Origin of the sequence: Picosynechococcus sp. NKBG042902 (assembly GCF_963864045.1) — a bacterium.
Lineage (GTDB): Bacteria > Cyanobacteriota > Cyanobacteriia > Cyanobacteriales > MRBY01 > MRBY01.
The window spans coordinates 49,087-69,136 of record NZ_CAWLTV010000062.1; the positions used below are offsets into that span (position 1 = coordinate 49,087).

Sequence of the window (20,050 nt, forward strand, 5' to 3'; positions counted from 1 at the left end):
GCCAGCGGTGGCCCGGAATATTTTTGGAGCTGTGGATATTCAGTCAACCCTCTATAACCAAGGCATTGAATGGGCAGGGCTTTGTTTTGCTGTCTTTAATGCCGTCTGTATTCCCTTTTCGTTCCTGTTACCCTGGTTAACCCGTCGCGTTGGTCGCAAGGTGATCCACATCATTTGTCTTTTGTGTGGCGGCTTTAGTCTGATTGCCCTCTTAAAAATTCAGCAACCCTGGCTGCTTTTGCCTTCAATGGTTGGTTTTGGCTTGGCCTGGGCCAGTGCCCAAGCGATCCCCTATGCCATTTTGACCTACGCTTTACCGACCCAAAGACGGGGCATTTACCAGGGCATTTTTAACTTTTTTATTGTGCTACCAGAAATTGCCGTTTCCCTAGGCTTTGGCTGGATTATGGAACATTGGCTCCAGGATAATCGACTGACTGCTGTGGTCTTGGGGGGAAGTTTTCTCGTGATTGCAGCGGCTTTGATGTTATTTGTGCCGACGGAGGCAAAACAATTAGCGGGTCTACAAACATCACCACAGCAAATGGCAGAGCCTTCGGTTGTCGATTCAACGGTTTAGGAAGCTTGGGAAATTTGGGCGATCGCCTGGTCTTGGGTCAATAGATCGAGGGCGGCTTGATATTGCAGATCCGTCTCACTCCCCATCATTGCATAGCCGATCGGCTCTTGGGGCACCACTTCATCGGGCATAATCCCCAGCTTGTTAATGTCGTGGTGGAGAGGCGTCTCGTATTTCGCAACGGTGACGGCCATACCCGCCCCATCCGGCAATTCAAACAGCGATTGAATCAGCCCTTTCCCAAAGGTTTTTTCCCCCACGAGTACCGCCCGGCCATTGTCCTGGAGTGCCCCAGCTAAAATTTCACTGGCGCTAGCGGTCGCTTGATTCACGAGGACAACCAGGGGCGCATCGGTGAGGGGTTGGCCAACAGCACTGTAACTTTCAAAAATTCCTTGGCGGTTGACCGTGTACACAATGGTTTCTTGATCAAGCCAGAGGCGCGCGATCTCAATACCCGCCTGGAGTAAACCACCGGGATTATTGCGCAGGTCGAGGACATAGCGGTCAGCCCCCTGTTTTTGCAACTGATTCAGGGATTTGATAATTTCTGTTTTGGCGTTGGCACTGAATTGATTGAGGCGAATGTAACCCACTTTTTCGCCATTTTTTTCGTCTAATTTGTCATAGACAGGATTTAGGGCAATGGTGTCGCGGGTCACTTTGACGGTGCGTACCGTGTCTGTTTTCGGCGATTTTACGGTGAGGGAAACGGTGCTGCCTTTTTTGCCACGCATTCTTGCCGCCGCCTCCTCAAGGCCAATATTGCGGGTGTCAATGCCATCAATAGCTAAGATTTGATCTTTGGCTTCAATGCCCGCCGCTTCTGCTGGGGAGCCAGGCAAGGGCAAAATCACTTCTAAAACATCGACTTCTGGATTGACATTGATCTGTAAACCGACCCCCGACAGTTCGCCAGAGGTACTGACTTTTAGGCTGCGGTACTGCTCTGGGCGCAATAGACGCGTGTAGGGATCATCGAGGAGGGCCAACATTTCGCCCACGGCTTCATAGGCTTCGTCGCGGGTTTTGAGGGGTCGCTTCAGGAATTTTTGCCGGATGAGCCACCAATTTTGGTGGTTAAAGGTTTCATCGACGTAGGCTTGACTGACGTAACGCCAGGCCTGGAGCAGTAAATCTTGTTCGTCGGTAAAGGCGATCGCCCGCTCCATGGGCCCAAAGACCAATACCAACACCAGCAAAAGACTGCAAAGACCAGCCTGTAAACGTTTTCTCAGCATCCGTCGAGTTTTATGAAAAATACTTGATTATTTTTAACACTATAGCGAAATTAACAGCCCTTTGACGGTTTTTGAGGTTATCCTGGGGCGATCGCCGTCCATAAAAATTTGCCCTGACGCCATTAGCGTCATATCCGCCAAAAAGCCCGATAATCCCGTTACTTCACCACTTGACAGAGCAAGCTGTGTTACATTTTTGTAAAGAGATTTTTCGTTTCTAATCAGGCTTCATGTTTACAAAAGAAGTTACCGACTCCAAATTATATAAGTGGTTTAACGAACGACTAGAAATCCAAGCGATCTCTGACGACATTTCTAGTAAATACGTTCCCCCCCACGTCAATATCTTCTATTGTCTGGGTGGTATTACCCTTACCTGTTTCATTATCCAGTTCGCCACTGGATTCGCAATGACCTTCTACTACAAGCCCACCGTAGCAGAGGCATTTACTTCCGTTCAATACATCATGAATGAAGTGAACTTCGGGTGGTTGATCCGTTCGATCCACCGTTGGTCTGCCAGCATGATGGTCTTAATGATGATTCTCCACATTTTCCGGGTGTACCTCACCGGTGGCTTTAAGCGTCCCCGTGAGCTGACTTGGATTACTGGGGTCATCATGGCGACGATCACCGTTTCCTTCGGTGTAACTGGTTACTCCTTGCCTTGGGACCAAGTTGGTTACTGGGCAGTCAAGATTGTGTCTGGTGTACCTGCGGCGATTCCTGTCGTGGGCGACCAAATGGTTGAGTTGCTCCGGGGTGGCGCAAGCGTTGGCCAAGCAACCTTAACCCGTTTCTACAGTCTTCATACTTTTGTTTTACCTTGGTTGATTGCGGTCTTCATGTTGGCCCACTTCCTCATGATCCGTAAGCAAGGTATTTCTGGTCCTTTGTAAGGATCAGGTTTTCCGTTTGCTCAAAACAACGTTCTTGTTGAGGAGAACTTTTACTCATGTCTATCATGAAAAAGCCGGATCTTAGCGATCCAAAACTCCGGGCAAAACTGGCTCAAAACATGGGACACAATTACTATGGTGAGCCGGCTTGGCCCAATGACATTCTATTTACCTTCCCCATCTGTATTGCGGGAACCATCGGTTTAATTACCGGCTTGGCGATTCTCGATCCAGCGATGATCGGTGAACCGGGTAATCCTTTCGCAACCCCTCTGGAAATTTTGCCGGAGTGGTACCTCTACCCCGTCTTCCAAATCCTCCGGGTACTACCCAACAAACTGCTGGGTATTGCTTGTCAAGGGGCGATTCCGTTGGGTTTGATGATGGTGCCTTTCATTGAAAGCGTCAACAAATTCCAAAACCCCTTCCGTCGTCCGGTGGCGATGGCTGTTTTCCTCTTTGGGACTGCGGTCACTCTCTGGCTCGGTGCGGGTGCTTGTTTCCCTATTGATGAGTCTTTGACTTTGGGCCTGTTCTAAAACCCACGCCTAATTTTTTGGACTAATTTTATTTTTCATTTCTAAACAGATTGGCGATCGCCCCCTTTGGCTCCGGCTAAACGATGGCGATCGCCTTTTGCGTAACCCCTATCAGCATTTCCAGACGGAGAAGCGTCAAGGCTAGACCCTGTGCCATGTATCATTTAGGCTGAGAAACATTCCGTGACACGACGCCTAAGCGATATGAGCAACCAGACCTCGAAAATTACCTACACTTTTACCGACGAAGCCCCCGCACTGGCGACCTACTCCCTTCTCCCCATTGTGGAAGCCTTTACGACTGCGGCCAATATTGAGGTGGAAACTAAGGATATTTCCCTCGCTGGGCGGATCATTGCGAATTTTCCGGAATATCTCACCGCCGACCAACGCCGCCCCGATGCCCTCGCTGAATTGGGTGCTCTTGCAAAAACTCCCGACGCCTACATCATCAAGCTGCCCAATATTAGTGCCTCCATTCCCCAATTAACGGCAGCAATCAAAGAATTACAGACTAAGGGTTACAACGTGCCGAATTATCCCGCTGACCCCAAGACCGAGGCAGAAAAGGAGATTAAAGCGAAATATGCGAAAGTTCTTGGTAGTGCCGTAAACCCAGTGCTGCGGGAAGGCAATAGCGATCGCCGGGTCGCCGCTGCCGTTAAAGAATATGCTCGGCACAATCCCCACAAGGTCGGGGAATGGACAAAGAACTCCAAATCCCACGTCGCCCACATGGATGAGGGAGATTTCTATGGCAGTGAGCAATCGGTCGTTATTGAACAAGCGGGCACCCTGAAAATTGAACATCAAGGCACCGATGGCACCGTCACTGTTCTCAAAGAAGCCATTCCCGTGCTTGCGGGTGAGGTGGTCGATGCTGCGGTGATGAGCGTTAAGGCCCTGCGCGCTTTCTATGAAAAAGAAATCGCCGCCGCTAAAGCCGAGGATATTTTATTGTCCCTGCACGTCAAAGCGACGATGATGAAGGTGTCTGACCCGATTCTTTTCGGTCACGCCGTCACCGTTTACTACAAGGACGTTTTTGCGAAATATGCCGATACTTTCCAAGCCTTAGGTGTTAGCCCCAATAACGGTTTAGGGGATGTTTACGCCAAAATTGCCAATCTTCCCCCAGCAGAAGAAGCGGCGATCGCAGCGGATCTCCAAGCGGTTTATGACAAGCAACCCCGGTTGGCAATGGTCAATTCCGACAAGGGCATTACCAACCTCCATGTGCCCAGTGATGTGATCATTGATGCGTCGATGGCGGCAGCGATTCGCACCTCCGGGAAAATGTGGGGAGCCGACGGAAAACCCTACGATACCAAAGCGATGATTCCCGACCGTTGTTACGCCACCATGTACCAGGCCTGCATTGAATTCTGTCAAGAAAATGGCGCTTTTGACGTCAAAACCATGGGCAGTGTCGCCAACGTGGGACTAATGGCGAAAAAAGCCGAAGAATACGGTTCCCACGATAAAACCTTTGAAATTGCCGCCGCTGGTCAAGTGCGCGTCATTGATGGGCAGGGCAATATTCTAATGGCGCATCCCGTAGCAAAAGGCGATATCTGGCGGATGTGTCAGACCAAGGATGTGGCGATCCAAGATTGGGTGAAATTGGCCGTTAATCGCGCTCGCCTCACAGGGAATCCCACCGTATTTTGGTTAGATGAAAACCGTGCCCACGATGCCAAAATTATCGCTAAGGTTAAAGAGTATTTACCCCAGCATGATCCGAGTGGTTTGGATATTCACATTCTCCCGCCAGTGGATGCGATGAAATTTACCTGCGCCCAAATTAAAACTGGTCAGGACGTCATTTCGGTTACGGGAAATGTGCTGCGGGACTATCTAACGGATTTATTCCCCATTCTCGAACTGGGCACGAGCGCTAAAATGCTCTCGATTGTGCCGTTGCTGGCTGGGGGTGGTTTGTTTGAAACGGGCGCAGGCGGTTCTGCACCGAAGCACGTCCAACAGTTCCTCGAAGAAGGCCACTTACGGTGGGATTCCCTAGGGGAATTTTTGGCGATCGCCGTTGCCCTCGAAGACCTCGCCCAGAAAACAGGCAATGACAATGCTCTCGTTTTGGCAGAGGCCTTAAACAAAGCCAACAGTCAGTACCTCAACAACGATAAATCTCCCTCCCGCAAGGTGGGCGAAATTGATAACCGGGGCAGCCATTTTTATCTGGCGATGTATTGGGCCCAAGCCTTAGCGGAACAGGACAAAAACCTCGAATTAAAAGCGAAATTTGCCCCCTTAGCCCAAGCCTTAACGGAAAACCAAGACAAGATCGTGGCGGAGTTAAATGCGGCTCAAGGTCAATCGGTTGATATTGATGGGTACTATTTTGCTAATTCTGAAAAAGCGAGTCAGGCCATGCGTCCTAGTGAAACTTTAAATCAGGCGATCGCCACCTTGATTACTGCTTAAAAACCCAATTTTTCGAGGATCGGCTTCGTGGAAACAAAATATTTTCTGAGGCCGATTTTTTGATCACTGGTTTATCTAGCAAAAAAGATATACTAGGAATAATTTTAAAGCCCACGAAAAAAGCGATGGATTTGCTCACAGTTCAAGAAGCGCAAAATAAACTCCAGCGACTCATTGATGAAATTGCTGATAGCCATCAACCGATTGTGATTTCTAGTGAACACAATAAAGCTGTGATGATTTCACAAGCTGATTGGGACGCGATCCAAGAAACCCTTTATTTAGTCAATATTCCAGGCATGAAGGCATCCATTCAAGAGGCAGCCAGAGAACCTCTAGAAGAATGCATTGCCTTGGAGAATCTGGACTGGTGAGCTGGAAAATAATCTTGTCAAAGCAAGCAGCTAAAGACGCCAAAAAAGTTGCATCTGCTGGTTTGAAACCAAAAGTTCAAAAAACTTCTGGGAATTCTCCAAGAAAACCCCTATCAACCTCCCTACGAAAAATTAGTGGGCGATTTAAAAGACTATTATTCACGCCGCATCAACATTCAACATCGTCTGATTTACCAAGTTTTAGAATCCGAGAGAATGATTAAAATTTTGCGGATGTGGAGTCACTACGAATAAACATTTGACTCTTTTCTTAAAAACCCAACTTTTCGAGGAGCGGCTTCGTGGAAACAATATGTTTGCCGAGGCCGAGTTCCTTAGGAGAAATGCCCAATGCAAGAGCTACTAATTGGGGCAAATGGAGCACAGGAATTTCCAATTTCTGGCCAATGACTTTTTCGACTTCTGGTTGGCGCGAGTCTAAATTGAGATGACAGAGGGGACAGGGGGTCACAAGGCAATCTGCCCCGGCGGAGATCGCCGCTTGTAGATGTTTCCCTGCGAGACGAAACGCTTGTTCTGTGGCATAACTAGAGAGGGGCCAACCACAGCATTGGGTGCGACCATCATAGATAATTGGCGTTGCCCCAACCGCCGAGAAAACAGACTCCAGAGAATGGGGCTGGACAGGGTCATCAAAGGGAAGACTATTTTGAACCCGGAGGAGATAACAGCCATAAAAGGCGGCACATTTGAGTCCTCGGAGAGGCTTAATTACTTTTTGGGTGAGCTTATCAAGGCCATAATCTCCCACAAGCGCCCAGAGCAGATGTTTGACTTCGCTAGTGCCTCTGTAGGGTGAACAGTGGGATTCACTCAGGAGATGATTGACCTGAGAAAAATAATCTGGATTATTGTCTTTGGCTGCTTTGAGGCGTTCATCGACATGGCCGATTACCCCTTGGCAGGTGCTGCAGTGGGTTAGTAAGGGTAAATTAAGCGATTCAGCCAACGCGATGTTGCGGGCATTGACGCTATCTTCTAGGAGTTGGGATTCTTCTTTGTAGGTGCCAGAGCCACAACAGGCGGCTTGCTTGAGTTCGATTAATTCAATGTCGAGGGCTTGGGTGAGGGCCGCCGTGGAGAGGTACAGTTCCCGACAGGCTCCTTGGGCGACGCAACCGGGAAAATAAGCATAGCGCAACATTTCAGCCAAACCTTAAAATCTTGGAGGATGTAGATTGATCTTATCGTTGGTCGTTTCGTAGTCTGTGAAAATAGTTATGTTTTGTTATGTCTAATGGTCTTTCTGCTTTGAATACGGATTTGGCGATCGCCCTCCAGTGGGGACAATTCCAGGCGCGGTTTTTTGGCCAAGTGGCCCACGAATTGCGATCGCCCTTGAGCACGATCATGGGGCTGCAGCAGCTCATTTTGAGTGATTTGTGCGAAAGTCCTGCTGAAGAACGGGCCTTTATTGCCGAAAGTTATGCCGCCAGCCAAAAATTACTGGGGTTACTTGATTTGGCGATCGCTGTTTCAAAGTTAGATTATGGTCAAAGTTCGAAACAGGCGGAGTGGTTTGATCTCGAAATGCTCCTCGCAGAACTAGAAAGCCTGCTCAGCGTAAAAGCTCAGAATAATAATTTGCGCTTGACCATTGCCCATCCGGTCGGCGCTACCCTGGATATTTTTGGCGATCGCCACCATCTACACCAATTTTTCCTCACCCTCATCGACACCACCCTACAACGGGCTGAACAAGGCACAATTCACCTCAGTTACGGGCTACAGCAGCCCAATAAAATCACGTTTCAACTGACCTCAACCCAGACCACGGACTTTTGGTGTGAAACCCACGTGCCGGATTTAACCCTAGGCGATCGCCCAAGCCTCGAAGAAGTCCAACAACTAGCCCAAGCCCTTGAATTTTCTCCGGCTCTGAAGTGGCAACTGTGCAAAAAGCTGTTGGCGAGCTACGGGGGGACCCTGACCCGCCATTACCAAGACCATACTATGCAGGTAATGGGGCAGTTTCCTCAACCGCACAGGTAATCACGCTGATCGGATGCTCGTGGTTGTGGAGCACCATGGTAGTCGTCGCATTTTCTTTAAAACCGATGCGCTCATAAAACGTCTGTTGGTGGGTCGTCATCAAATAAACCCGCTCGACTCGGCACATCCGTGGGTGGCTAATCAGCGTTTCCACTAACTTACGGCCTAGGCCCAACCCTTGATAATCCGGGTGGATCACCACATCCCACACCGTCGCCCGAAAGACACCGTCTGAGGTTCCCCTCGTAAACCCAATCAGGCGATCGCCATCCCACACCGTCACCACCGGATCACTGTAGGCGATCGCCGTTTCTAGATCCGCCAAAGAGCGTTCCCTCGCCCAAAAGGCCGTCGCGTTAAACAACGCCTGCAACTGCACCAGATCAACCCTGGCTTTATCCACAGAAAACAAAATATTGCTGCAATCCGAAATTTTATTCATAGCCTTTTAGACGCAGAGGGAATAAAACAAAAACACCCAGGGCAACCCCTTTCCTTGTCCCACGGGAATGTTCTAGGACAGGCGGATCGCGAGTGCAAAAGAAAAATAGCTAAAAAAGCTACCCATTCTAATTAACCCATTAGCAATCTTAACCTGAAAAATTTGTCCATCATTGTAACCAGTTCCGCCATACATCCGGTGATGAATTGTTGATTTTTAGCTTTTTCCCCAGAAAATAGCGATTTTCCAGACTGCTGTCCAAAAATCCTTAAATCTGCCCAAATCCCGTCAGACCCTGATCCCAGCCCCGCCATACTTCCCAAGACTTTGCTAAGGAGTGATGTTAGAATTTATTGCCATAGCTAGGGGTGTCTGTCATAGGAATCAGACTGAGATAGTCCCTTAGAACCTGAGACTGGGTAATACCAGCGTAGGGAAGCTGTTAATAGAGGATTAAAACAATATGAGAGCTGATTGGGTCGCCAAACGGCAAGGTCAAAGTAACGTCTCCCAAATGCACTACGCACGCCAAGGCGTTATCACCGAAGAAATGGACTACGTGGCGAAGCGTGAGAATCTTCCCGTTGACTTGATTCGCGACGAAGTGGCCCGGGGTCGCATGATTATCCCGGCCAATATCAATCACACCAACCTCGAACCGATGTGTATCGGCATTGCTTCGAAATGCAAAGTCAATGCAAATATCGGTGCGTCCCCCAACTCCTCTGAAATTAATGAGGAATTGGCCAAGCTGCAACAGGCCGTTAAATATGGCGCGGATACTGTGATGGATCTCTCCACCGGAGGCGGCAATCTGGACGAAATTCGTACCGCCATTATCAAAGCCTCACCAGTGCCCATCGGGACAGTGCCCATCTACCAAGCCCTAGAAAGTGTCCATGGCAACATGGAAAACCTCACGGCCAATGATTTTCTGCACATCATCGAGAAGCACGCCCAGCAAGGGGTGGACTACATGACCATCCACGCTGGGATCTTGATCGAGCATCTGCCCCTCGTGAAAAACCGGATTACGGGGATTGTGTCCCGTGGTGGTGGGATTCTTGCCCGTTGGATGTTGCATCACCATAAGCAAAATCCCCTCTATACCCACTTTGACGACATTATCGAAATCTTTAAGCGTTACGATGTGTCCTTCAGCCTTGGGGATTCTCTGCGCCCTGGCTGTACCCACGATGCTTCTGATGAGGCGCAACTCGCTGAACTGAAAACCCTCGGTCAACTGACCCGTCGCGCTTGGGAACACGATGTCCAAGTGATGGTAGAAGGCCCTGGCCACGTCCCCATGGATCAGATCGAGTTCAACGTGAAAAAGCAGATGGAAGAGTGTTCTGAAGCGCCTTTCTATGTGCTCGGCCCCTTGGTGACTGATATTGCGCCTGGCTATGACCACATCACCTCGGCGATCGGGGCAGCAATGGCTGGCTGGTATGGCACGGCGATGCTCTGCTATGTCACCCCCAAAGAGCACCTCGGCCTACCTGATGCAGAGGATGTACGGAATGGCCTCATCGCCTATAAGATTGCGGCCCATGCGGCAGATATTGCCCGTCATCGTCCTGGGGCACGCGATCGCGATGATGAGTTGTCCCATGCTCGCTATAACTTCGATTGGGAGAAGCAGTTTGAGCTTTCCCTCGATCCGGAACGCGCCCGTGAGTACCACGATGAAACCCTTCCGGCAGACATTTATAAAACTGCGGAATTCTGTTCCATGTGTGGCCCTAAATTCTGTCCGATGCAAACGAAAGTTGATGCGGATGCGTTAACGGAACTGGAAAAGTATTTAGCTAGTACTGCCGCCAAGGAAGAACTCGCCAAAGCTTAAGCCTTATTTATGGGGTGCGTTATTGCAAAATAATGCACCCTATACTCACATTTCCTGCATGAAATTCACACAATATTTTTTAACGACGAGACAACGTCCGGATCGAAGCTTAATAAAATTAGAATGGATTGAGTTCGTGATCCTAAATCCCGAAAAAGAGCAAATCCAGGAAGATGGACGTATCAAGAGATGGGCAAGAATTCATAAAATGGATAACCGGGCATTGAGGGTTGTTTTGCTTCAGGATGGAGAAACTATTCACAATGCCTTTTTTGATCGGAGTTTTAAAAAATGAAGATTCAATATTTTCAAGATACAGATACTCTATATTTAGAATTCAATCAAAATCCGATTGTAGAAACGAAAGATATTAACGAAAATACCCTCGTCGATTTAGATCAAGATGGCAAAGTTTGCGCAATCACTATCGAGCATGCTCAAAGCTTAACAAATTTAAATGCTTTTTCTTTTGAAACTATTATCCCAGATATGCTCCTCGCCTCTTAAAAAATTATGGAATTTATAATGATTGCAACATTTTTTAGGATGTATCATAGGAAGAGAATTGATCGATGTAAAGTATTTATCTAACAGTTCTGCAAAAGAAGAATTAGCTAAAGCTTAAATTCAAGCCACCTCAAATTCCCGTGAGGAGTGAATGGCTAAATTGACTTCTTGTTATCATGTTAGAAAAGCAAAAATATGAAATTTAATACTAAAAATTTTGATCTAACGCAACTTCCAAATTCAGAAAATGAGAAGTTCGAGTTTAAATCAAGCCGCACCGATGATAATGAGCTTAGGAAGAAAATAGGTTGCGCGGCTTCAGGTTTTGCTAATTCTGGAGGGGGTTATTTTATTGCTGGCATTGATAAAGATGGCAATGCTGATGGTGGTATTTCTCTTAAAGTCGGAAAAAAAATAGACAACAAGATCGACGTGATTGGGTCGATCAGATTATCAATAGTTTAGATCCAAGACCTGAGTATGAAATCCACTTTATGACTGATTGTATGGATAGAGGAAATATTGATGAAGGTAAGGCTGTTTTATTAATCTGTATAGATAGTAGTAATATTGCTCCGCATATGGCTCCTGATCATTGCTACTATATTCGCGCAGGTGCTCACACAGTCAAAGCTAGTCATTTTATTCTTGAAGCAATTCGTGCAAAAAGATACTTTACCAAACCAAAGCTACAACATTTATTAAGACTGCATCCAAATAAGCCGGGCACTATTCAATTAGGGGTAATTTCAGTTACAGGCTCAGTCGCACTTAATGTTCAAATTTCAATTCAGCCCGTACCAAAACTTTGTGAGGAAAAACTATTTCCTATTCAAATTGCTTTAATTGATCAAGACAATCCATGTTTTCTAGATCTCGCTTTGTATAGTAATATTGATATAGTATCTGATCTTAATACATCTATTAAAATAACTTACTGTGATTTGTCTGGAAATAACTACGAATATGAAGCAACAGAGATTTTCAAGAATTCACTACCACCTATGATACTTGGCAAAGAAAATCTTGAAGAAATTGCAAAGTCCCTCAAATCGATTGATAAGAAATTGGAAAGTTTAAAACTAATCGAGAAAAAGCTCGAAAGGTTCTTGCCTCAAAAAACCTAGAATTTGCAGTCATTGTTTGACAGATCCTTTAGGGTTAAAATGTAACGCGCCTTTTTTGATTATCTGTTTAGTTGAATGTTCATTACGCTTCGTTAACACACTCTACGGTTTGTTTTTTATTCGTTTCAGATGCTTTCGGATTTTTCGATAGTTTCGATGTTGCCCCAATCGGGTAGATAAATGTCTTCTGCGATGAAGCAATAAACTCCAAAAGTAGTTATGATAATTTATATATTCTCTGTATGAAAACACAATGTTGATCCAAATTGATGACAGTAAAACAAAAGAGCTATTAACAGAAATCATGATTGATCTGATTCAAAATCGTCAGGAAGTCATTCGAGAAATTTTCCTTGATGCCCTTGAAGAAGTGGGACTCGGAAAAGCAATCATTGAAGGTAGACAAAATGATTTTGTGAGCGAGGAAGAGATCTTTACTTTGTTAGATGAAGAATAATGGAAATACTGTTTGAATCTCGCTTTCAAAAAGATCTCAAAAAAATTAAAGATAAAAAAATTCGCCAAAAAGCCAAAGAAGTTATTTTACAGTGTAAACAGGCCGGACAATTAAACGAAATTAATAATCTCAAAAAAATGCAAGGCTATCAGACTTTTTATCGCATCCGGCTAGGTGATTATCGCATTGGCATTGAACTTTCGGAGAATACATTGATTTTTACCCGCTTTTTGCATAGGAAAGAGATTTATCGATTTTTCCCATAGGCCATGAAAGTGGAGTGATATTTTTGGGCTACCTTGGCGATCGCCTTTTTAGGGAGTCAACGGACAACCCTGGTCACGAGTGAAGGAAACAACACTATGACGCGCATAGGGTTCTGCCTTGGAGGTCTTTAGCAATGTCAATGCGGATTTTTATGGCGCTCATTTGGGGATGGCTCGCGAAAATCGACGGCAATATAGAGGATGGCCCATTCTTGGTGCTCAACGGCATAGTCATTGATTCACACAAATTTTCTACTCTGAGTCCTTCTACCGTTTCCTCACTAATATCCCATGGATAAAGTCGAGCTAAGCTTGTGGGCAAGTTTTTGTATCTTTGCTCGCAGATTTGCTTTCTTTGCCTATGGTTTTTCAGCGTGGTATCGTCCTCTGTCTTGGATATCTAATTGGTCTTGGTTTAACGGGATTTTGGGGGCCACTGAACCCGCAACCTTCTTTGCTGCAGTGGGGGTTATTGGTTGGGACGATCGCCTTGGGGACAATCCTCGCAACAATTTTTCTTCCCCGTTATCTCTGGCAAGTGCCGCGCCGCTTCTGGCCGATGCTGGGATTGGTGATGCTGCTGGCTGTAGTTTATAGTCAAGGGCGTCTACCCCGTCCGGCGACCAATGGTCTCTACAGTCTCACCCAAAGTCAGCCCAGTTTATTACAAAGTCCCGTAGAAATCCAAGGGAAAATTTACCGCTCCATCACCACACAAGAGCCAGACAAACAACGGTTTTGGTTTCGGGTGCAAGATGTAAAGTTAGGGCAAAATGTTGCTCCCCAAAAAGAAAATTTATATGTCACGTTAAGCGGAGATTTTTCTCAATTTAAGCTTGGCGATCGCCTCCAGTTGACAGGGCGTTTATACAAACCCCAACCGCCCCAAAATAAATTTGCCTTCAGTTTTCCGGATTACCTACGCCAAAACAATACTTTTCTGGGTTTTAGTGCTTGGGAAGCGGCATTAATTCGGCGAGAAGAGTCGCTCACAGAAATACTACGCCAACGGATTCAACGAAGCCATCGGGAATTTTTACCAGACAAACCCGCTAGCTTGCTCAGTTCTATGGTGTTGGGACGTCAGACCACCAATTTAGACCCCGAAATTTATGATTTGTGGGTCAAAGCGGGCTTGGCCTACACCGTCGCCGCGTCTGGGTTTCATGTGTCGCTGTTGTTGGGGGTCGTGCTGTGGCTCCTGCGTGATCAAGAAGAGAAAACACAATTCTATGGCGCGGCAGGAACTTTACTTGGTTACGTGCTGCTGACGGGTTTCCAGGCTTCGATTCTCCGGGCGGCCTTAATGGGGATGGGGGGTTTAGTGGCCCTAGTGCTTGATCGCAAGGTCAAGCCCATTGGTCTTTTGCTAGTGACGGCAACGGTGTTGCTCCTCATTAAACCGCTATGGCTGTGGGACTTGGGCTTTCAACTCAGTTTTTTGGCCACCTTTGGTTTGTTTACGACCCTAGAACCGATCCAGAAAAAGCTAGATTTTCTTCCCCCAACGGTGGCAACGGCGATCGCCATTCCCATGGCCGCCAGCCTTTGGACATTACCCTTACTGGCCTACAAATTTAATGTGATCGCCACCTACTCGATTCCCACCAGCATTGTGCTATCGCCCATTATTGGCCTGGTCAGTTTGGGCGGTATGGTCAGCGGTGCCGTCGGTCTATTCAGCCCAGAACTTGGTGGGGCGATCGCCTATGGGCTGGGTTGGCCTTTGCGAGGGATGATTTGGCTCGTGGAACAGGTTGTGGCGTTGCCTGGGAGCCAAACGAGTGTCGCCGCGCTACCTTTGCCGCAACTGCTTGTTTTCTATGGAGTGATGCTGTTGATTTGGCGCTCTCCCTGGGCCCAAAAACGGGCCAAGCCCCTGATCAGCGGTTTGTTAATCTTTTTCATTACAGTGCTGGTTTATCGTCACTTCAATACCACTCAAGTGACGATCTTTGGCGATCGCCAAACCCCTGTAATTGTCGCTCAAGCGGGCGGTAAAACCCTGGTAATTAATGTCGGTTCCCCTGGATTTTGGGAATATACCCTCGAACCTTTTTTACGTCGCAGCGGCCTCAATCAAATTGATGGCTTGCTTTCCCTGACGCCCCCCGACCCCGCCGCCCAAACCGTTGATTTTTCCGGTGAACTGCCTATCAAACAGCGTTTTTCACTCCCTCAATCTCCAACCGATAAGGTTACAATCCTCCGCCCCCTCGAACCGAAACGCCTCGGCCCAATCCGCTTGCAACTCCTTCAGGAAGATCTGCATATTTTAGAAATTCGTCTCCAGGGCCAAGCTTTTTATCTCCTCAGCAAACAAACTGCTGACGCCGACTTTATTGCCCAGTGGAATCCGGCCATTCTCATTGCAAAGGCCGCTGATCTCGATTTCAAAATCTGGCAGACCCTCAAACCCCAAAAGGCGATCGCCATTGGTTCTCCCCAGGGTCATTTTTTAGCGCCCAACCGCATCGTTTACTGGAGCGAAACCGACGGCACGATTCAATGGACGCCCCGCCAGGGTTTAAGCAGCCTTGCGCCCAATCTCCCCTAGGCCCAAAGCCTTTTCCTGAGCCAGTTTATGCCCCAAAGACTGTGGTAAAATAGGAGTCTATTTGACCGAAAAAATCCAGTTAAAAAACGCAAAATAATCTTCCTTAACGTCTTTTTCTCTGGTTTTTAACCTTTTTTGACCTAGCGGAGCCGAAATCCTATGACCTCCCCCCAGGAGCGCATTATTCCCACCGATTTAAGCAATGAAATGTCACGCTCGTACCTAGAGTACGCCATGAGTGTGATTGTGGGGCGGGCGTTACCCGATGCACGGGATGGCTTAAAACCCGTACACCGTCGTATTTTGTATGCGATGTATGAATTGGGTTTGACCCCAGATCGCCCTTTCCGGAAATGTGCCCGGGTCGTGGGGGAAGTCCTCGGTAAATATCACCCCCACGGGGATACAGCGGTCTATGATGCCCTGGTGCGCATGGCTCAGGATTTCTCCATGCGAGACCCGCTGATCAATGGCCACGGTAATTTTGGCTCCATTGATAACGACCCAGCGGCGGCCATGCGTTACACCGAATGTCGGCTCCAGTCCTTGGCGACCAATGCCCTGCTGCGGGATATCGAATCAGAAACCGTTGACTTTGCGGATAACTTCGATGGCTCCCAACAGGAACCCGTTGTTCTCCCTTCTCGGATTCCCCAGCTTTTGGTGAATGGTTCTTCGGGGATTGCGGTGGGGATGGCGACCAATATCCCGCCCCATAATCTTGGGGAAATTATCGATGGGGTGACAGCGCTGATCCACAATCCTGAGATCACGATCAAAGAATTGATGCAATTTGTCCCGGCCCCTGATTTTCCGACGGGGGCACAGATTCTCGGTCGTTCGGGGATTAAAGATGCTTACATGACGGGTCGGGGTTCGATCACCATGCGGGGAGTCGCAGAAATTGAAACACTCCGCCAAAATGGCCGGGAAAAAGAAGCAATTATCGTCACCCAGCTGCCCTACCAGACCAACAAAGCGGCGCTGATCGAACGCATTGCCGATATGGTCAACGATAAGAAAATTGATGGCATCTCTGATATCCGCGATGAAAGCGATCGCCAAGGAATGCGGATTGTCATCGAACTCAAGCGCGATGCTTATCCCCGTGTTGTTTTAAATAATCTGTATAAACATACGCCCCTCCAGGCCAATTTTGGCGCGAATATGCTGGCCCTGGTGAACGGCGAACCCCAACTGCTCAACCTGAAGCAATTCCTCCAGGTGTTCCTGGATTTCCGGGTGGAAGTAATTACCCGGCGCACCCGCTACGAACTGCGCAAGGCCCAGGAACGGGATCACATTCTCCAGGGATTACTCATTGCCCTCGATAATCTCGATGCGGTGATTCACTTGATTCGCCAGGCAGCGGATACGGCGATCGCCCGTCAAGGGTTAATGGACGGCTACAACCTCAGCCAAGCCCAGGCCGACGCCATTTTACAAATGCAATTGCGTCGCCTCACGGCCCTAGAAGCGGACAAGATCGAAGCAGAACACCAGGATCTGTTGCTGAAGATTACGGATCTCGAAGATATCCTCGCGCGTCGGGAACGGGTTTACGCGATTATCGAAGCAGAGCTCACCGAAATTAAGACTATCCACCAGAGCGATCGCCGCACAGAATTGGTCTTGGATGACGGCGATCTCCAGGATATTGACCTAATTGCCAATGAGCAAGCGGCTATTTTGCTCACCGAACAGGGCTATATCAAACGCATGCCCGTGGCCACCTTTGACGCCCAAAACCGCGCCACTCGCGGCAAAGCCGCCACCAAAATGAAGGAAGACGATGGCGTCGATCACTTCCTCACCTGCTGCGATCATGACCATGTGCTGTTCTTTACGGAGCGCGGCGTCGTTTATTCTCTAAACGCTTATCAAATACCCCAGAGTTCCCGCACGGCCAGAGGTTTACCGGCGATTCAACTGCTCCCGATCCCGAAGGATGAAAAAATTACAGCGATGCTGGCGGTGAGTGAGTTTACCGAGGATGAATACCTCGTCATGCTCACCCAAAACGGCTACATCAAAAAAACCGCCCTGTCTGCCTTTGCCAAAATTCGCTCGAACGGTCTAATTGCCATTTCCCTCGAAGATGGGGATGAACTCCGTTGGGTACGCCTCGCGCGACAGGAGGACAGCATCATTGTGGCCAGTAGTGAAGGAATGGCGATCCACTTCCAGGCTGACCATAATCAGCTGCGTCCCTTGGGCCGCTCTACGAGAGGCGTGCGGGCGATGAAACTCAAATCCGACGATGACAAATTGGTGAGCATGGACATTGTGTCGTCTCAAATTACGGCGGCGATCGCCGCTGCGGATACAGCAGAAGACGAAGACGATAACGAAGAAGTCACCGAAAATGTTGACCAGGGGCCTTGGGTCATCGCCGTAACCACAAAAGGCTTCGGCAAGCGGGTACCCGTGGGACGGTTCCGCCTGCAAAACCGTGCGGGGGTCGGCCTCCGGGCGATTAAATTCAAATCTAAGGCAGATCGGTTGGCTTCCCTGAGAATTGTCAATCCCGAAGATGAACTGATGCTCGTCACGGGGCGCGGCATTATGATCCGTCAGGCTGTGGAGTCGATTTCGCTCCAATCCCGCAGTGCTACGGGGGTCAGAGTACAACGCCTGGATGGGGATGATGCGATTGTGGCAGTGGCCCTAGTACCGCCCCCAGCAGAAGAAGACGGTTTAGAAACTGTGGATATTGCCGCCGAGGAAGACAATTTAGACATGGTGGAGGTCACAGCTGAGGAAGAATAACCTCTCCCAAGGGAAAACACCCTCCGCCTACGGCACCTCCCTTAGGGAGGATTTTTTTGTTACTTAATGCGGGGGTCAAGGAAACGGTAACTTAGATCGGCGATCGCATTAAAGATCACCACCAAGGCCGCATAGATAATCGTGATGCCCATGATCACGGGGGTATCGTTGCGGTTAATGGATTCAATGAGTAGCGCGCCGATCCCTGGCACCCGAAAAATTTGTTCTGTCACCAAGGCCCCCGTCACAATGCTCGGCACATCAATGGCAATCAGAGTGACAACGGGAATCAAGGCGTTGCGCAAAATATGTTTGCGGAGCACGGCAAATTCCCCCAAGCCCTTGGCATAGGCCGTCCGCACATAATCCTGGGGCAACTCTTCGAGGATCGCATTGCGCACAAACCGGGTCAAAATCGCCGTTTGGTACAACGCAAGGACGGTGATCGGCAGGATCGATTGCTGGATCTGCTGCCAAAAACTCTGAAAATCATTAACCACCAGGGTGCTGTTGTACAGTGAGGGGAGCCACTGCAATTTCACGCTAAAGACAATGATCGCCAGCAAACCCGTGAAAAAAGTGGGCAGAGAATACCCCAAAAAAGCAAAGGTGGTGGCCAGTTGATCCAAAAGAGAGTTGCGGCGTAGGGCAGAGATAATCCCCAGGGGTAAGGCGATCGCCACACTCAAACCGTAGGCAAGACCCACTACCCAGAGGGTCGTCGGCAGGCGTTGCCAAATCAGACCCAGCACAGGACTTTTACTGGTGAAAGAATAGCCCAAATTCCCCTGGCACAGCGCCCAGAGCCATTTGACATAACGAAGATAAAAGGGCTGATCGAGACCCAGCGATCGCCGGATATTTTCCCGCACCTCAGCCGTGATCGCCGGATTATTCGCAAACTCACTGAGGGGGTCTCCTGGTGCCAAGGCCAAAATCGTGAAAATCACAAAACTAATGGCAAGCAATGTCCCCAGGGCGATCGCCAAACGTTTTAGAAGAGTGCGCATCACCATCGGCCTCCCCTCTTCCCTAGAGACAACCGACCCCCGGTTCCAGTTGCCATTCCAGGGTATCCCCCACAGCGGTGCCGTCGTGGTAGGCCGCCAAAAGCACTTCGCTGGTTTTTCCCCAGACAATATTGCCCTCGGCATCCAAGGCGATCGCCCCCAGATCCCGTTTATTTACCGTTGCTTCCTGGATTGATTTTTCCATGGCGGTTGGCAAACTTAAACCATCGGTGACCCGAATAACCACCTTCGCCGCAAGGCATTCGTCAATAATGTCTTCCCCAATGCCCGTGCAACTAACCCCAGCCACCTGGGTTGCATAATTTCCCGCAGGCATCGCCGAATCACTCACCCGACCAATGCGTTCTAAACCTTTCCCGCCCGTAGAGGTAGCCGCTGCAACCCGACCATTTTGGTCCAGAGCCACCACCCCAATGGTGCCGCGCCGCGCCATTTCATCCTCCGCAACAACCCCGGCCATACTACTGCGAAAATTTCCCTTACGTTCTTCCAGCCATTCTTCGAGGCGCAAATCAGTCAGAGGATCATGAATGGGGAGCTGTAGTAACCGCACCATCTCTGCCGCACCAACATCGGACAACACTCGATCATCTTCCGTTTGCAACGCCTGGGCCACTTCGATGGGATTTTTAATGCGGCCCACATTAATCACGCCGCTAAACCGTTGGGCCGTACCATCCATCAGGGAAGCGCTCATGCGAATTTGACCATCGGACTGGAGCACCGACCCCGTCCCTGCATTAAACCGTGGTTCATCTTCTAAAAGTTTCGCCCCTAGGATAACGGCTTCCACAGCACTGCCGCCCTGTTCTAAGAAGTCATAAACCTCTTGAACAATCCTGTGGAGCGACTCCCGTACGGCGATTAAGCCCCCTTTGCCCTTGAGGGAACTGCCGGCCCCACCGTGAATAATGAGTTTTGGTTGCACTGTCATCCCGCTGATTCCCCAGAATTTTT

Annotated in this window: 20 protein-coding genes, 1 pseudogene and 1 riboswitch; of the genes and pseudogenes, 15 read left to right on the forward strand and 6 right to left on the reverse strand. The window is 48.7% G+C overall.

Annotated elements, in window-relative coordinates:
* The first annotated feature begins 7 nt into the window (after nt 1-7).
* Nucleotides 8-580: an MFS transporter gene (locus AACR41_RS04805; protein WP_339367625.1), complete on the forward strand. Its 573-nt coding sequence runs from the start codon at nt 8-10 to the stop codon at nt 578-580.
* Here AACR41_RS04805 and ctpA read toward each other — a convergent pair.
* Nucleotides 577-1,821: a carboxyl-terminal processing protease CtpA gene (gene ctpA, locus AACR41_RS04810; RefSeq protein ID WP_030007566.1), complete on the reverse strand. Its 1,245-nt coding sequence runs from the start codon at nt 1,819-1,821 to the stop codon at nt 577-579. The two genes, AACR41_RS04805 and ctpA, sit on opposite strands and share 4 nt — an antisense overlap.
* Before the next feature lie 230 nt (nt 1,822-2,051).
* Here ctpA and petB point away from each other — a divergent pair, with 230 nt between their 5' ends.
* Together petB and petD are read left to right on the forward strand one after the other, a co-directional pair.
* Nucleotides 2,052-2,720: a cytochrome b6 gene (gene petB / locus AACR41_RS04815; protein ID WP_012306470.1), complete on the forward strand. Its 669-nt coding sequence runs from the start codon at nt 2,052-2,054 to the stop codon at nt 2,718-2,720.
* Between the two features lie 56 nt (nt 2,721-2,776).
* The gene (gene petD, locus AACR41_RS04820; RefSeq protein WP_012306469.1) at nt 2,777-3,259 is read left to right on the forward strand and encodes a cytochrome b6-f complex subunit IV; all 483 of its coding nucleotides are present in this window, start codon (nt 2,777-2,779) and stop codon (nt 3,257-3,259) included.
* A gap of 41 nt (nt 3,260-3,300) precedes the next feature.
* Here petD and AACR41_RS04825 read toward each other — a convergent pair whose 3' ends face one another.
* Nucleotides 3,301-3,423 (reverse strand): hypothetical protein, encoded by a 123-nt coding sequence (locus tag AACR41_RS04825; RefSeq protein WP_256378156.1) that lies wholly within the window; start codon nt 3,421-3,423, stop codon nt 3,301-3,303.
* A gap of 19 nt (nt 3,424-3,442) precedes the next feature.
* Here AACR41_RS04825 and AACR41_RS04830 point away from each other — a divergent pair, with 19 nt between their 5' ends.
* The 3 genes and pseudogenes from AACR41_RS04830 to AACR41_RS04840 all read left to right on the forward strand — a co-directional run bounded on the left by AACR41_RS04830 (nt 3,443) and on the right by AACR41_RS04840 (nt 6,330).
* Nucleotides 3,443-5,701, forward strand: a complete 2,259-nt coding sequence (locus tag AACR41_RS04830; protein ID WP_228657536.1) for an NADP-dependent isocitrate dehydrogenase — start codon at nt 3,443-3,445, stop codon at nt 5,699-5,701.
* A gap of 59 nt (nt 5,702-5,760) precedes the next feature.
* Nucleotides 5,761-6,075, forward strand: a complete 315-nt coding sequence (locus AACR41_RS04835; protein ID WP_012306465.1) for a type II toxin-antitoxin system Phd/YefM family antitoxin — start codon at nt 5,761-5,763, stop codon at nt 6,073-6,075.
* Nucleotides 6,069-6,330 (forward strand): annotated as a pseudogene (locus AACR41_RS04840) (Txe/YoeB family addiction module toxin). Before AACR41_RS04835 ends, AACR41_RS04840 begins: the two are co-directional and overlap by 7 nt.
* Before the next feature lie 16 nt (nt 6,331-6,346).
* Here the strand turns inward: AACR41_RS04840 and AACR41_RS04845 are convergent.
* The gene (locus tag AACR41_RS04845) at nt 6,347-7,240 is read right to left on the reverse strand and encodes a CoB--CoM heterodisulfide reductase iron-sulfur subunit B family protein (protein ID WP_030007569.1); all 894 of its coding nucleotides are present in this window, start codon (nt 7,238-7,240) and stop codon (nt 6,347-6,349) included.
* An 86-nt stretch (nt 7,241-7,326) separates the two neighbouring features.
* On the opposite strand from AACR41_RS04845, the gene AACR41_RS04850 reads away from it, so the two are divergent.
* Nucleotides 7,327-8,088 carry a sensor histidine kinase gene (locus AACR41_RS04850; RefSeq protein ID WP_052349691.1) on the forward strand — a complete coding sequence of 254 codons (762 nt, stop codon included), beginning with the start codon at nt 7,327-7,329 and terminating at the stop codon, nt 8,086-8,088.
* On the opposite strand, the gene AACR41_RS04855 is transcribed toward AACR41_RS04850, so the two are convergent.
* Nucleotides 8,048-8,521 (reverse strand): GNAT family N-acetyltransferase, encoded by a 474-nt coding sequence (locus tag AACR41_RS04855; protein ID WP_315862041.1) that lies wholly within the window; start codon nt 8,519-8,521, stop codon nt 8,048-8,050. The two genes, AACR41_RS04850 and AACR41_RS04855, sit on opposite strands and share 41 nt — an antisense overlap.
* Before the next feature lie 363 nt (nt 8,522-8,884).
* A riboswitch (TPP riboswitch) is annotated at nt 8,885-8,984 on the forward strand.
* A gap of 9 nt (nt 8,985-8,993) precedes the next feature.
* Here AACR41_RS04855 and thiC point away from each other — a divergent pair.
* The 8 genes from thiC (at nt 8,994) to gyrA (ending at nt 18,062) form a co-directional block, all read left to right on the forward strand.
* Nucleotides 8,994-10,379 carry a phosphomethylpyrimidine synthase gene (gene thiC, locus AACR41_RS04860; protein ID WP_012306459.1) on the forward strand — a complete coding sequence of 462 codons (1,386 nt, stop codon included), beginning with the start codon at nt 8,994-8,996 and terminating at the stop codon, nt 10,377-10,379.
* A gap of 291 nt (nt 10,380-10,670) precedes the next feature.
* Entirely contained in the window at nt 10,671-10,886 is a 216-nt protein-coding gene (locus tag AACR41_RS04865) for a DUF2283 domain-containing protein (protein WP_030007574.1), read from the forward strand.
* 195 nt (nt 10,887-11,081) lie between these two features.
* The gene (locus AACR41_RS04870) at nt 11,082-11,351 is read left to right on the forward strand and encodes an AlbA family DNA-binding domain-containing protein (protein ID WP_030007575.1); all 270 of its coding nucleotides are present in this window, start codon (nt 11,082-11,084) and stop codon (nt 11,349-11,351) included.
* A gap of 29 nt (nt 11,352-11,380) precedes the next feature.
* On the forward strand, nt 11,381-12,013 hold the full coding sequence (locus tag AACR41_RS04875) for a hypothetical protein (protein WP_030007576.1): 633 nt from the start codon (nt 11,381-11,383) through the stop codon (nt 12,011-12,013).
* A 253-nt stretch (nt 12,014-12,266) separates the two neighbouring features.
* Nucleotides 12,267-12,470: a hypothetical protein gene (locus AACR41_RS04880; protein ID WP_030007577.1), complete on the forward strand. Its 204-nt coding sequence runs from the start codon at nt 12,267-12,269 to the stop codon at nt 12,468-12,470.
* Nucleotides 12,470-12,736, forward strand: coding sequence for a type II toxin-antitoxin system RelE family toxin (locus tag AACR41_RS04885; RefSeq protein WP_030007578.1), 267 nt, complete (start codon nt 12,470-12,472; stop codon nt 12,734-12,736). Before AACR41_RS04880 ends, AACR41_RS04885 begins: the two co-directional genes overlap by 1 nt.
* A 361-nt stretch (nt 12,737-13,097) precedes the next feature.
* Nucleotides 13,098-15,293: a ComEC/Rec2 family competence protein gene (locus tag AACR41_RS04890; RefSeq protein WP_152551013.1), complete on the forward strand. Its 2,196-nt coding sequence runs from the start codon at nt 13,098-13,100 to the stop codon at nt 15,291-15,293.
* 159 nt (nt 15,294-15,452) lie between these two features.
* Nucleotides 15,453-18,062 carry a DNA gyrase subunit A gene (gyrA, locus tag AACR41_RS04895; RefSeq protein WP_030007580.1) on the forward strand — a complete coding sequence of 870 codons (2,610 nt, stop codon included), beginning with the start codon at nt 15,453-15,455 and terminating at the stop codon, nt 18,060-18,062.
* Between the two features lie 59 nt (nt 18,063-18,121).
* Here the strand turns inward: gyrA and AACR41_RS04900 are convergent, their stop codons facing one another.
* Together AACR41_RS04900 and AACR41_RS04905 are read right to left on the reverse strand one after the other, a co-directional pair.
* Complete coding sequence (locus AACR41_RS04900; RefSeq protein WP_030007581.1) at nt 18,122-19,075, reverse strand: ABC transporter permease; 954 nt, start codon at nt 19,073-19,075, stop codon at nt 18,122-18,124.
* A gap of 19 nt (nt 19,076-19,094) precedes the next feature.
* Nucleotides 19,095-20,027 carry an isoaspartyl peptidase/L-asparaginase gene (locus AACR41_RS04905; RefSeq protein ID WP_030007582.1) on the reverse strand — a complete coding sequence of 311 codons (933 nt, stop codon included), beginning with the start codon at nt 20,025-20,027 and terminating at the stop codon, nt 19,095-19,097.
* Nucleotides 20,028-20,050 lie beyond the last annotated feature (23 nt).